At 71.6% G+C, this 12,409-nt stretch carries 9 protein-coding genes; 4 read left to right on the forward strand and 5 right to left on the reverse strand.

Features of this window, described 5'->3' with window-relative positions; all coding sequences use genetic code 11:
* Positions 1-164: 164 nt before the first annotated feature.
* From ACTIF1_RS24540 to ACTIF1_RS24550, 3 genes are read right to left on the reverse strand one after another with little or no spacing between them, the layout of a single operon-like run.
* A complete protein-coding gene (locus ACTIF1_RS24540; RefSeq protein WP_439599088.1) occupies positions 165-908 on the reverse strand; it encodes a hypothetical protein in 744 nt (247 codons plus the stop codon).
* 10 nt (positions 909-918) lie between these two features.
* Positions 919-1,791 carry a 3-hydroxyisobutyrate dehydrogenase gene (mmsB, locus tag ACTIF1_RS24545; protein WP_439599089.1) on the reverse strand — a complete coding sequence of 291 codons (873 nt, stop codon included), beginning with the start codon at positions 1,789-1,791 and terminating at the stop codon, positions 919-921.
* A 53-nt stretch (positions 1,792-1,844) separates the two neighbouring features.
* Positions 1,845-3,416, reverse strand: coding sequence for an alkaline phosphatase D family protein (locus ACTIF1_RS24550; RefSeq protein WP_439599090.1), 1,572 nt, complete (start codon positions 3,414-3,416; stop codon positions 1,845-1,847).
* A gap of 138 nt (positions 3,417-3,554) precedes the next feature.
* Here ACTIF1_RS24550 and ACTIF1_RS24555 point away from each other — a divergent pair, with 138 nt between their 5' ends.
* The 3 genes from ACTIF1_RS24555 to ACTIF1_RS24565 all read left to right on the forward strand — a co-directional run bounded on the left by ACTIF1_RS24555 (position 3,555) and on the right by ACTIF1_RS24565 (position 7,548).
* Positions 3,555-4,286 carry a hypothetical protein gene (locus tag ACTIF1_RS24555; protein WP_439599091.1) on the forward strand — a complete coding sequence of 244 codons (732 nt, stop codon included), beginning with the start codon at positions 3,555-3,557 and terminating at the stop codon, positions 4,284-4,286.
* Between the two features lie 36 nt (positions 4,287-4,322).
* Positions 4,323-5,075, forward strand: coding sequence for a lytic transglycosylase domain-containing protein (locus ACTIF1_RS24560; protein WP_439599092.1), 753 nt, complete (start codon positions 4,323-4,325; stop codon positions 5,073-5,075).
* 82 nt (positions 5,076-5,157) lie between these two features.
* Entirely contained in the window at positions 5,158-7,548 is a 2,391-nt protein-coding gene (locus tag ACTIF1_RS24565) for a methyl-accepting chemotaxis protein (RefSeq protein ID WP_439599093.1), read from the forward strand.
* Positions 7,549-7,561: 13 nt separating this feature from the next.
* Here the strand turns inward: ACTIF1_RS24565 and clpB are convergent, their stop codons facing one another.
* Complete coding sequence (clpB, locus tag ACTIF1_RS24570) at positions 7,562-10,156, reverse strand: ATP-dependent chaperone ClpB (protein WP_439599094.1); 2,595 nt, start codon at positions 10,154-10,156, stop codon at positions 7,562-7,564.
* A gap of 116 nt (positions 10,157-10,272) precedes the next feature.
* Here clpB and ACTIF1_RS24575 point away from each other — a divergent pair, with 116 nt between their 5' ends.
* Entirely contained in the window at positions 10,273-11,049 is a 777-nt protein-coding gene (locus ACTIF1_RS24575; RefSeq protein ID WP_439599095.1) for an MOSC domain-containing protein, read from the forward strand.
* A gap of 78 nt (positions 11,050-11,127) precedes the next feature.
* On the opposite strand, the gene ACTIF1_RS24580 is transcribed toward ACTIF1_RS24575, so the two are convergent.
* Positions 11,128-12,399 (reverse strand): heme biosynthesis HemY N-terminal domain-containing protein, encoded by a 1,272-nt coding sequence (locus tag ACTIF1_RS24580; protein WP_439599096.1) that lies wholly within the window; start codon positions 12,397-12,399, stop codon positions 11,128-11,130.
* Positions 12,400-12,409 lie beyond the last annotated feature (10 nt).

Consider the following 12,409-nt stretch of genomic DNA (forward strand, 5'->3'; position numbering starts at 1 on the left):
GGACGCCTATGAATCACACTGACGACCCGTGCCGGAATCCCCAATCCGATTCCGGCTGAGGTGAAAACGCTCTAGCAAGCAACACACTGCGGCTCAAAACTTTTAGGAAGCCGAGCGCAGGCACCAAAAATTACAATTAAGAGAAAACTCTGCCACAATAAATCCTACTTAAACATTGCCGCTATTTCTTGATCACTAGGCCGATCGATTAACTGCCGGACAAAATTCTCCAGGCTTGGATCGCGCGCCATAAGCTCATAATGAAAAGGGTGGTAAACGCTTGTCGTCCCGTGACGAAGTCCATCCTGCCTTGCATGGCGTAGTCTGACCTCAAGCCTTTCGTGCATCATTGATCTTGCTGCCTCAGCATACTTGTCCGCTCTCACCACCTTTATAATCTGCCACGCGCAGTCCCAAACAGCCTGTCCGTACTCAAGCGCCTCAGACCTGCTACAGATGAGGCCATCATGCGCGACCCTGTTTCTAAGTGCCGTTTGAGAGTCCGGTAGAGGTACATAAGGCTCACCAGTCTCGGTCAAATACAATGTCATAAACGCACCAAACTGACGTTCAGACTGCTTCCTTATCTGCCTCCACAGACGATCCACCTTCAGGTCGTCTAGCTTTTTCGCCCTAAAAATCAGGCGAATGAAAAATTCATAAAGCCTCTCAAGCGATGCCGTAAAATTTAAAACCGAACTTCTGTAGCTATCTTCCGCAATATCGCGCGCAGCCATACCAGCCAGTATCTCAAATTTCTCATCTTGCACGATAATTACAGTCGAATGTCCTTTGTCGCACGTGATCTTGCAGGCGCCGTCATCAGGAAGAATTTTAGCCTCAAAGCAGGTCATATTCGGCACGCCGTATTCTGTTAGGCATTGGGCGCAAAATGTCAAAATATGCATTGGTAGTTCCTCAGGTCTGCCTCACCATCCCCACCACCCCCGAAAAGTCCTTCCCCCCACCCCCTTCCTCCACAAACCGCCTGTAAATCTCCAGCGCCTTCTCCCCCACCCCCAACTCCACCCCCGCCGCCCGCGCCGCCCCCAGCGCCAGCCCCAGATCCTTCAGCATCAAACTGGCCGAAAACCCTGGCACATAGTCCCGATTGGCCGGGCTCCCCGGCACCGGCCCCGGCACCGGGCAATAGGTTGTGAGGCTCCAGCTCTGCCCCGAGGACCGCGAGGCCACATCGAACAGCGCCTGGTGCGAAAGCCCCAGCTTCTCGGCCAGGACAAAAGCCTCGCAGGTCACCAGCATGGTGGCCGCCAGCATCATGTTGTTGCAGGCCTTGGCCGCCTGGCCGGCGCCGGCCGCGCCGCAATGGATGGCGGCGCGGCCCATCTGCAGCAGCAGCGGCTCCACCGCCGCGAAGGCCTCGGCATCGCCGCCCACCATGAAGGTCAGCGTCCCGGCCTCCGCCCCCATCACCCCGCCGGAGACCGGCGCATCCAGGAAGGCGCGGCCGCCCTGTTCCGCCACGGCGCGGGCGGTCGCGACATCGATGGTGGAGCAATCCACCAGCACCGCCCCGGCCGGGCTCGCCGCCGCCAGGCCGCCGGCGCCGAGATAGGCGTCCCGCACATGCTCGCCGGCCGGCAGCATGGTGAAGACGAACTCCGCCCCCTGCGCCGCCGCCGCCGCGCTGACGGCCTGCGCCGCGCCGGGCACCGCCTGCATGGCGGCGGGCGCCAGGTCGAAGACCGCCACCGCATGCCCGGCCTTCACCAGGTTGCGCGCCATCGGCGCCCCCATATTGCCGAGGCCGATGAAGCCGATGCGTGCCATGGCGCAGACCCTCCCGTTTCTCCGGGAAGGCTAGGGCAAAAGCCGCGCGCCTGTCAGGCGCTGTGCAGGACCGTGGCGCCGGCCTCCACCACGAAGCGGCCGCGATCCTCCACCGGGGCGCCGGGGCTGCTGACGAAGGGCACCGCGCGGAACACCGCGGTGCAGCGGTCGGCGCCGAAATGGCTCAGCGCATAGCCGCGGCGGTTGTTGTGGAAGGCGATGTGGGGGTTGGCGGCCAGCAGCGCCGCCGTGCCCCGCCGCTGCTCGCTGCCATCGCCGTCGCTGCTGATGGAGGTGGCGGTGAATTCGGTGGCCAGCGCCGGCCCCTCCGGCTCCGCCGCGACGGTGGCGGCATAGGCGCTATGGACATCGCCGGACAGCACCACGGTATTGACCACGCCCCGGTCGCGCAGCCCGTGCAGCAGCCGCGCGCGGGCGGCCGGGTAGCCGTCCCACTTGTCCATCCCGATGCTGCCATTCGGCCCAACCCGGGCGAACATCGGTACTTGCTGCGCCAGCACCTGCCAGGTGGCGCCGCTGCGCGCCGCGCCGTCCAGCAGCCATGCCTCCTGCGCCGGGCCGAGCACCTGGGAATCCGGGCGAAACACCTCGGCGCAGGGCGGCTTGGTGCCGTCGCCGCAGGGCTGGTCGTCGCGTGCGCCGCGCGTGTCCAGCAGGTGCAGCGCCACATGGCGGCCATAGGCCAGGCGGCGATGCGCGGTGATGCGCGGCCCGTCCGGCAGGGCCGTGCGGCGCACCGGCATATGCTCGTACCAGGCCTGGAAGGCGGCGGCCTTGCGCAGGTCGAATTCCAGGCCGGTCTCGCCGCGGCCGCCGATGCTGCCGGTCCAGTTGTTCGCCACCTCATGGTCATCGAAGGTCACGGCGAAGGCATGGGCGGCGCTGGCGGCGGCCAGGTCCGGGTCCTGGCGGTATTGCGCGTAGCGGGCGCGATACTCCGCCAGGCTCAGCGTCTCCCCGCCCGCATGGCTGCGGATGATGCTGCGGCCGCCGGAGACGGCACCGACCGGGCGCGCCGAGTATTCGTAGATGAAGTCGCCATAGTGGAAGACGAGGTCCACCTCCTCCTGCGCGATATGCCGCCAGGCGGTGAAAAGCCCGTGCTCGTAGTGCTGGCAGCCGGCGGTCACCAGGCGCAGGGCGGCCTCGGCCTGGGGGGCGGGGGCGGTGCGGGCCTGGCCGGTGGGGCTGGCCTGGCCGCCGAGCAGGAAGCGGTAGAAATAGGGCCGCTGCGGCCGCAGCCCTTCCAGCTCCACATGGACACTATGCGCCAGTTCCGGCCGGGCCATCGCCTGGCCCTGGGCAACGGTGCGGCCGAAGCCGGGGTCTTCCGCCACCTGCCAGCCCACCTCCACCCCGGCGGGCGGCATGCCGCCCCCGGGCTCCAGCGGCCTGGGGGCCAGCCGGGTCCAGATGACAAAGCCATCCGGCGAGGGATCCCCGGCCGCGACGCCGAGCGCGAAGGGGTTCTCGTGCCAGGCCGCCTGGGCCAGGGCGCGCCGGCCGAATTCGGGCCCCAGCGCCGCCAGCCCCGCCAGCCCGGTGGCACCCCGCAGCAGGCCGCGGCGCGAGAGTTCGGCCAGATGTCGCCGCACCGATGCCATCGAGGATCCACCTTTGTCGCCTGGGATCAATTCTGTGCGGCCGGGCCGCGCGGCGGCAAGAGGCGGGGGTGTGACATGGGCGGGACGCAGGTCAGGGCGGGTGGCAGGCGGGCGCGGGCTGGCCTATGCAAAGGGGCCATGGCCAGACCCCGCATCCTCCCCCTGCTGACCGCCGCCCTGGTCGCTCCCCTGGTACTCGCCGCCTGCCGCCCGAGCTATTCGCCGGATGACTATGCCACGGCGGCGGTGCAGCAGATGAACCGCGTGGAGCAGGCGGTGATCATCGGCCGCCGCCAGGTGACGGTGACGGCGGAAGGCACCACGGGCGCCGCCACCGGTGGCGCGGCCGGCGGCATCGTGGGCGCGCAGGCGCCGGGCGGGAACATGGCCGGCGCCATCGGCGCGGTCGGCGGCGCGCTGGTCGGCGGGCTGCTGGGCTCGGCGACGGAACGCGTGGCCGGGAATACCACGGCCTATGAGTACATCGTGCGCAAGGGCAATGGCGACCTGCTCTCGGTGACGCAGCGGGACGAAATCCCGCTCTCGATCGGGGAAAGGGTGCTGGTGATCGCCGGCAACCAGGCGCGCATCGTGCCGGACTATACCCAGACGGTGCCGGAGGCGGAGGGCGGCGCAGCAGCGGCCACGACCCAACCCCCTGGCCAACCCCCTGGCCAACCCCCTGGCCAACCCCCTGGCCAACCCCCTGCCCAGGCCCAGGCGCCCCAGCCGGAGGCGCATCCCGCCACGCCGGCGGCCGCGCAGCAGGCCGGGGAGAGTCCCGCCGGCCCGCCGCCCGGCAGCGCCGCGCCGGTGCCTGCCGCGCCCACCACCGAACCCCTGGCCGCGCCGCCCTCCCCCATCCTGTAGCGCCTCCCCTGGCACGCGGCTTGCGCTGCCGGGGGCATGACCCTTTCCAGACTGATCCTCGCCGCCCTCGCCTGCCTCCTCGCCGCCGGCCCCGCCTGGGCCGAGGCCGGCCTGCAATGCCGCGCCGCCATCCAGGCGGCGGAACGCGCGGCCGGCATCCCCGCGCATCTGCTCACCGCCATCGGCCGCGTCGAATCCGGCCGGCGGGACCCGGAGTCCGGCGCCTTCCACCCCTGGCCCTGGACCATCAATGCCGAGGGCCGTGGGCAATTCTTCGCCACCAAGGCGGCAGCGATTGCCGAGGTGCAGGCCCTGCAGGCGCGCGGCATGCGCTCCATCGATGTCGGCTGCATGCAGATCAACCTGCGGCATCACCCGGAGGCCTTCGCCAATCTGGAGGCCGCCTTCGACCCCGCCACCAATGCCCGCTACGCCGCCCGCTTCCTGGCGGAGCTGAATGCCAGCCGCAATGACTGGACCCGTGCCGCCGCCGCCTACCATTCCCAGACGCCGGAGCGGGCGGAGCCGTATCGGGAACGGGTGATGGCCGCCTGGGCGCAGGAACAGGGCCGGCCGCATCCGCCGGTGGCGCTCGCCGCCGTCGCGCCCCGCGCCACGCCGCCCGCCGTGCCGCCCGGCTCCGGCGGGGCCGGCCTGTCCAACGGGGCGGAACGCGCCGCCGTCATCGCCGCGCCACCCGGCACGGCCGGACGGGGCCTGGATGCCTATCGCAACCTGCCGGTGCCGATCGCCGGCCGCAGCCCGGGCCTGCTGCTGGCGCGCCGGTAACCGGCGGTTCAGCAGGCGCCCGCTACCCTGTCGCCCATCCCGCCGCCCCCAAGGACTGGCACGGTGGGAGAAGGAGCATGCGATGTCCCTGCGGGTCAAAATCCTGCTGCCCGTGCTGCTGCTCGGGCTGGGCCTGGTGCTGATGCTGGGCCAGGCCGGCCTTGCCGCCTGGCAGGCGATGCGATTGGCGGACCGGCAATTGCTGGCGGAGTCGCAGGTGGCGCGGCTGGCCGAGGCCGCCATCGCGCTCGCGGTGGAACGCGGCACCGCCAATGGAATCCTGGCCAATCCCGCCGCCGCCCCGCCGGCCGCCTTCGCCACGGCCCGCACCGCCCGCCAGACGGCGGAGACGGCGCTGGAGGCGGTGCTGCCGGCGCTGCGCGACCAGCCGCTGCTGGCCAGGGCCCTGGCCGCCCTGACGGAGGCGCGGACCGAGGTGGCGGCGATGCGCGCCGCGCTCGATGCGCCGCGCGGCCCGCAGGCCCCCGCCCTGCCAGGCCCGCCCGCCTGGTTCGCCGCCACCACCCGGCAGATCGACGCCATCGCCGCCCTGCGTCATGGCATCGAGCTGGCGGCCAGCGGCGCGGCGGATCAGCGCGCCCGGCTTGCCGCCCTGCGCGGCGCCCTGGTGGATATCGCGGAGCAGGCGGGGCGGGAGCGCGGGCTGATGAACGGGCTGATCGCCCAGGGCCGCCCGCCCACGCCGGCCGAGCACCGCACGCTGGGCGGCAATGCGGCCCGCGCGGCGGAAGGCTTCGCCACCGCCGCCAACCTGGCCAATGGCCTGCCCGAGACCGTCGCCGCCCCGCTGGCCGCGGCGCAATCCGCCTGGCGCGACGGGCTGCTGCCGCGCCGCCGCGCGGTGCTGGAGGCAGCCGACGCCGGCGCGCCCTATCCCATGACGCCGGCCGAATGGTTCGCCGCCTCCACCCAGGCCATCAGCGCGGTGGTGGCCGCCCAGCGCGCCGCCAGCGCCGCCCTGGCCGAGGTGGTGGCGGCGGGACGCGCGGCGGATGGGCGGCAGCTCTGGCTGCATGGCGCAGCGCTGCTCGGCGGCATCGGCATCGCCGCCGGCGCGCTGGTCTTCCTGGGCGGCGGCGTGGCGCGGCCGCTGCGGCGTGCCATGCAGGCGCTGCGGCAGGTGGCGGAGGGGCAGCTCGACCAGCCCATCGCCCGGCGCCGCGCCCCGGGCAGCCGCGGTGCGGATGAGGTGGATGGCGTGCTGGCGGCCGCCGAGGCGCTGCGCCACGTCGCGCTGCGCGCCCGCGCCGCGGCGAGCGAGGCCGAGGCCCAGCGCAAGGCCGCGGCGGAGGACCGCATGCAGACCATGCGCGACATGGGCGAGCGGATGGATGGCGAGGTGCGCGGCGCCGTGCAGATCGTCTCCGACCGCATGGCAAAGCTGCGCCAGGGCGCCGATGCGGTCGGCGAATCCGCCGGCGTGATCGCGCAGGACAGCGCGACGGTGGCCGCCGCCGCCGAGCAATCCCTGACCGCCGCGCAATCCGTCGCCGCGGCGACCGAGCAGCTCACCGCCTCGATCGGCGAGATCGCGCAGCAGGTCAACCGCACCGCCGCCGCCGCGCGCAATACCTCCGAACTCGGCAAGGTGGGGGCGGAGACCATCGCCGGCCTGGCCGCTGCCGTCGGCCGCATCGGCGGCGCCGCCGCCCTCATCGCCGATGTCGCCGCGCGCACCAACCTGCTGGCGCTGAACGCGACCATCGAGGCGGCGCGCGCCGGGGAATCCGGCAAGGGCTTCGCGGTCGTGGCCTCCGAGGTCAAGCAGCTCGCGGCCCAGACGGCGCGCGCGACGGAGGATATCAACCGCCAGGTGGCGGAGGTGCAGCAGGCGACGGACGCGGCGACCCGCGCGGTGCACGACATCGCGGGCTCCGTCGCCGAGGTGGATGTGGCGGCCGGCGCCATCGCCCAGGCGGTGGAGGAACAGGCGACCACGACGCGCGAGATCGCCGGCATCATCGCCCAGACCGCCGATGCGGCGCGCGAAGTCGCGCAGCGCATCGCCGGCGTGTCGCGGGAGACGGCGCGCACCGATGGCCTGCTGGCCGCCGTGCGCAGCGACACGGTGGGCGCGGGCGAGGCCGTGGCGGCGCTGAGCACGAACCTGGTGCGCGTGGTGCGCAGCGCGACGCGCGAGACGGATCGCCGGATCGCGCGGCGCTACGCCTCCACCGCCGCCGCCCGCCTGATGCTGGGCACCACCGAGGTCTCCGGCCGGCTGATCGATATCTCGGCGGCCGGGCTGGCGGTGGCCTGTGATGCCATGCCAGCCCTCGGCAGCCGGCTGCGGGTGATGGTGCCGGAGCTTTCGGTGGATGCGACCCTGGTGGTGGTGCATGCCGGCCAGGGCGCCGTGCGCGGCAGGCTGGAAGGCCTTTCGGCCGCCGCCCGCGAACAGCTCGCGCTGCTGGCGGAGGCGGCCGAGGGCCCCGCTCAGGCCGCGGCCTGAGCCTGGCTGCCCATCAGGCGGCGGCCTGCACCTCGGCCGGCACCGGCCGCAGCTCCAGCCCATCCGGGCTGGCGGTCACCAGCAGGCGCGTGCCGTCATGCAGCGTGCCGGCCAGCAGCAGGTCCGCCAGCTTGTCCTGCAGGCTGCGCTGGATCACGCGCTTCAGCGGCCGGGCGCCATAGGCCGGGTCGTAGCCGGCTTCCGCCAGCCAGTCCCGCGCCGCCTCGTCCAGCTCCAGCGTGATCTTGCGATCCTCCAGCAGCTTCCGCAGGCCGCGCAGCTGGATGTCCACGATCGCCGCCATGTCGCCGCGCGCCAGGCGGCGGAACAGCACCACCTCGTCCAGCCGGTTCAGGAATTCCGGCCGGAAGCGCTCGCGCACCGCCCGCATCACCGCCGGCCGCGCCGCCTCGATGTCGCTGGTCTCCGGCAATTCCGCGATCGCCTGGCTGCCGAGGTTGCTCGTCAGCACGATGATGGTGTTGCGGAAATCCACCGTGCGGCCCTGGCCATCGGTCAGGCGGCCGTCATCCAGCACCTGCAGCAGGATGTTGAAGACGTCGTCATGCGCCTTCTCCACCTCGTCGAACAGGATCACCTGGTAGGGCCGGCGGCGGATCGCCTCGGTCAGGGTGCCGCCTTCCTCGTAGCCGACATAGCCGGGCGGCGCGCCGATCAGCCGGGCGACGGCGTGCTTCTCCATGAACTCGGACATATCGATCCGCGTCATGGCGCGCTCGTCGTCGAACAGGAAGTTCGCGAGCGATTTTACCAATTCCGTCTTGCCCACACCGGTGGGGCCCAGGAACAGGAAGCTGCCGATGGGCCGGTTCGGATCCTGCAACCCGGCCCGCGCGCGCCGCACGGCCTTGGCCACCGCCTCCAGCGCCTCCTCCTGGCCGACGACGCGCTGGCGCAGCTGGTCTTCCATCTGCAGCAGCTTGGCGCGCTCGCCTTCCAGCATCTTCTCCACCGGGATGCCGGTCCAGCGGGAGACGACGGCGGCGATCGCCTCCTCCGTCACCGCCTCGTTCACCAGCCGCGCATCGCCATCGCCGGCTTCCGCCAATTTTTTCTCAAGTTGCGGGATGACGCCGAAGCGAAGCTCGGAGGCCTTGGCCAGGTCGCCGCGATTCTGCGCCAGGTCGAATTCCGTGCGCGCGTGATCCAGCTGTTCCTTCAGCTTCTGGCTTTCCACGACAAGCGACTTCTCCGCCGCCCAGCGGGAGGTCATCTCGTTCGAGCGCTCCTCGAGGTCGGCCAGCTCCTTCTCCAGCTTCACCAGCCGGTCCTTGCTGGCGGAATCGCTTTCCTTGCGCAGCGCCTCGCGCTCGATCTTCAGCCGCATCAGGTCGCGGTCGATCGCGTCCAGCTCCTCCGGCTTGCTGTCCACCTGCATGCGCAGGCGGGAGGAGGCCTCGTCCATCAAATCGATGGCCTTGTCCGGCAGGAAGCGGTCGGTGATGTAGCGGTTGGACAGCGTGGCGGCGGCCACCAGAGCGCCATCCGTGATGCGCACGCCGTGGTGCAGCTCGTACTTCTCCTTGATGCCGCGCAGGATGGAGACGGTGTCGGCCACGCTGGGCTCGCCCACCATCACCGGCTGGAAGCGCCGCGCCAGCGCCGCATCCTTCTCCACATGCTTGCGGTATTCATCGAGCGTGGTCGCACCCACGCAATGCAGCTCGCCGCGGGCCAGCGCCGGCTTGATGAGGTTCGACGCATCCATCGCGCCATCCGCCTTGCCCGCGCCGACCAGCGTGTGCATTTCGTCGATGAACAGCACGATGTCGCCGGCGGCCTCCTCGACCTCCTTCAACACGCCCTTCAACCGTTCCTCGAACTCGCCGCGATATTTCGCGCCCGCCACCATGGCGCCGAGGTCGAGCGCCATGACGCGCTTGTCCTTCAGCGCCTCCGGCACGTCGCCGCGCACGATGCGCAGCGCCAGGCCTTCCACGATGGCGGTCTTGCCGACGCCGGGCTCGCCGATCAGCACCGGATTGTTCTTGGTGCGGCGCGCGAGGACCTGGATGGTGCGGCGGATCTCCTCGTCGCGGCCGATCACCGGATCGAGTTTTCCCTCCCGCGCCAGCGCGGTCAGGTCGCGGGCGTATTTCTTCAGCGCGTCGAACTGGTCCTCGGCGTTCTGGCTGTCGACCGTGCGGCCCTTCCGCAGCGTCGCGATGGCGGCTTCCAGCTTCGCGGCATCCACCTTCGCGGCGCGCAGCGCGCGGCCGGAGGGGCCATCGCTGCCGGCGAGCGCCACCAGCAGCCGGTCCTGCGCGACAAAGCTGTCGCCGGCCTTGGTCGCGGCCTGCTGCGCGGCATCCAGCACGCGCACGATGTCGGGCGTGAATTGCGGCTGCCCGGCGCCGGCGCCCTGCACCTTGGGCTGGCGGCCGATCTCGGCATCCACGGCCTGCTTCGCCGCGGCCGGATCGCCGCCGGCGGCACGGATCAGCCCCGCGGCCGCGCCCTGCTCGTCATCGAGCAGCGCCTTCAGCAGATGTTCGGGCGTGACGCGCTGGTGGAATTCGCGGATGGCGATGGTTTGCGCGGCCTGGAGGAAACCCCGGGCGCGGTCGGTGAATTTCTCGATGTCCATTCCTGCTGTCCCTCTCCTGAGCGGACTGGCGGCGCCCCTCGCCCCCGATCGGGCAGCGAGGATCGCCTTCGGGGTGGATGTGGTAAGTCGGGTTGCAGCGCTTCAAGGGGATTCGCATGCGGGTCGAACGGATCTTTCGCTTCCCGGTCAAGGGCCTCTCGCCCGAGGCGATGGAGGAGGTGGCGCTGGCGCCGGGCGAAGGCCTGCCCAATGACCGACGCTTCGCCTTTGCCCAGGGCGACAGCCCCTTCGACCCGGCCGCGCCCGTCTGGCTGCAGAAGCGCCACTTTGCCTGCCTGATGGCGAATGCGCGGGTGGCCGCCATCCGCTCCGCCTATGACGCGGCCAGCAATATCCTGGTGCTGCGGGCAGAGGGCATGCCGCCGCTGCAGGCCGATCTCGCCAGCGCGGCCGGCCGCGAAGCCGCCGCCGCCTGGATGACGGACTATCTGGGACCGGAGGCGCGCGGCGCGCTGCGCTTCGCGGAAGCCCCGGGCCATGCCTTCACCGATATCGCGGCCAAGGCGGTCTCCCTGGTCGGGCTGGCCTCGGTCGAGGCGCTCGGCGCGCGCTTCGGCATGGAGTTGGACCCGCTGCGCTTCCGGGCGAATATCCTGTTCTCCGGCGCCGCGCCCTTCGCCGAATTCGACTGGATCGGGCGGGAGATCCTGCTGGGCGGTGCCCGGCTGCGCGTCTTCAAGCGCACCCAGCGCTGCGCGGCGACCGAGGTGAACCCGACGACCGCCGAGCGCGACGCGAAGCCGCCGAAATGGCTGCGCGAGGCCTATGGCCATGCCGATCTCGGCGTCTATGCCGAGGTGCTGGAAGCCGGCCGCGTCGCCACCGGCGATGCGCTGGAGCCGGTGCAGGGCGAGCTGCTGGAGCGCGTGTAAAGGGCCGGAAGACCCCCTCACCCAACCGTTGGACGCATGCGTCCAACCCCCCTGTCAGGGGGAGAGGGCTTTCTGCGCCTACCCCACCGTCGCCGGCAGCGTCTGCGGGCTGGCCCAGCTGATCGTGCCAACCGCCTGGCACTTCGGACAGACCGGGCTCCAGGCCTCGTGATCCGTGCCGCAGGCGGCGCAGCGCCAGCGCGGCTCCGGCGCCGCGGTCGCGGCCTGGCGCAGCCAGCGGGCCTGGGCGGCGCGGCCCTCCGGCGTCTCGCCATGCTCCACCTCCTCCAGGTCGCTCAGCGCCAGGAAGGCGCGGCGATCGGCCTGGTTCGCGGCGACCAGCGCATCCAGCTCCTGCCGCGCGCGGCCGGTGAGCCCGGCCTCCAGCGCCGCGCGGCCGACCAGCAGCCGGCTTTCGGGGTGGCGCGGGCTGCCCTTGGCGAGCGTCTCGGCGGATTTCATCCGGGCCAGCGCATCCACCTCATCGGCCAGATAGCTTTGGGCCAGGTCCGGATGAGGCCGGGCGGCCCAGGCCTGTTCCAGCACCGTCTTCGCCCGGCGCGGGCTGCCATTCTCCTTCAGCCGCTTGGCATGGGCCAGCGCGGCCGGGGCGAAGCCTGGGTCGGCCGCGAATCCCTGGCGCTCCAGCTCCGCCGCGCGCGTTGCATCCGGCTCCTGCCCCGCGGCGGCCAGTGCCAGCGCGGCCTGGCCGGCGCCGGGCGGGGCCAGGGTCAGCGCCTCCCGCCAGTCGCGCATGCGCAAGGCGAGCGTCTCGCGTTCCTGGCGCAGCCAGGCGGCGCCGGGCTGGGCGGCCTCGGCCTCCCGCGCCAGCCGCTGCGCCACCGGCCAGTCCTCGCGCTGGATCGCCTGGCGCAGCAGCCCGCGCAGGCCGAGGAAGCGTGCATCCGGGGTGGCGGCAAGCTGCCGGAAGATCTCGGTCGCGGCCTCCTCGCGGCCGGCCAGGCGCTCGGCCTCGGCGGCCAGCAGCAGGGTCTGCGGCGTATCGCCGAGGCCCTTGCGGGCGCGCTTCACCTCGATGCGCGCGGCATCCGGCGTGCCGGCGGCCAGCGCCACCAGGGCACGGGTCAGCGCCGCATCACCCTCGCCCCGGCGGCGGGCGGCGCGGCGCTCGCGCAGCCGGCCGGGCAGGCGGCGCAGGGCGGAAACCGCGACCAGCAGCAGGTGCAGCACCAGGAAGAGCACCGCCAGCAGCAGCAGTGCCACCGGCAGGCCGACCAGCACCTCCGCATCGCCGACGCGGATTTCCACCGCGCCGCCGACCTGGGCGATCCACAGGATGCCGGCGATGCCGGCGGCGAGAAGAACCAGATAGATCAGCGCGCTGCGCATGGCCCGCTCC

Source organism: Falsiroseomonas sp. (genome assembly GCF_051860665.1).
Lineage (GTDB): Bacteria > Pseudomonadota > Alphaproteobacteria > Acetobacterales > Acetobacteraceae > Falsiroseomonas.

Excerpts from the sequence above, each read along its gene's own strand:
- ACTIF1_RS24540 (WP_439599088.1), bottom strand. The coding sequence starts at position 908 with ATGCATATTTTGACATTTTGCGCCCAATGCCTAACAGAATACGGCGTG.
- mmsB (WP_439599089.1), bottom strand. The coding sequence starts at position 1,791 with ATGGCACGCATCGGCTTCATCGGCCTCGGCAATATGGGGGCGCCGATG.
- ACTIF1_RS24550 (WP_439599090.1), bottom strand. The coding sequence starts at position 3,416 with ATGGCATCGGTGCGGCGACATCTGGCCGAACTCTCGCGCCGCGGCCTG.
- ACTIF1_RS24555 (WP_439599091.1), top strand. The coding sequence starts at position 3,555 with ATGGCCAGACCCCGCATCCTCCCCCTGCTGACCGCCGCCCTGGTCGCT.
- ACTIF1_RS24560 (WP_439599092.1), top strand. The coding sequence starts at position 4,323 with ATGACCCTTTCCAGACTGATCCTCGCCGCCCTCGCCTGCCTCCTCGCC.
- ACTIF1_RS24565 (WP_439599093.1), top strand. The coding sequence starts at position 5,158 with ATGTCCCTGCGGGTCAAAATCCTGCTGCCCGTGCTGCTGCTCGGGCTG.
- clpB (WP_439599094.1), bottom strand. The coding sequence starts at position 10,156 with ATGGACATCGAGAAATTCACCGACCGCGCCCGGGGTTTCCTCCAGGCC.
- ACTIF1_RS24575 (WP_439599095.1), top strand. The coding sequence starts at position 10,273 with ATGCGGGTCGAACGGATCTTTCGCTTCCCGGTCAAGGGCCTCTCGCCC.
- ACTIF1_RS24580 (WP_439599096.1), bottom strand. The coding sequence starts at position 12,399 with ATGCGCAGCGCGCTGATCTATCTGGTTCTTCTCGCCGCCGGCATCGCC.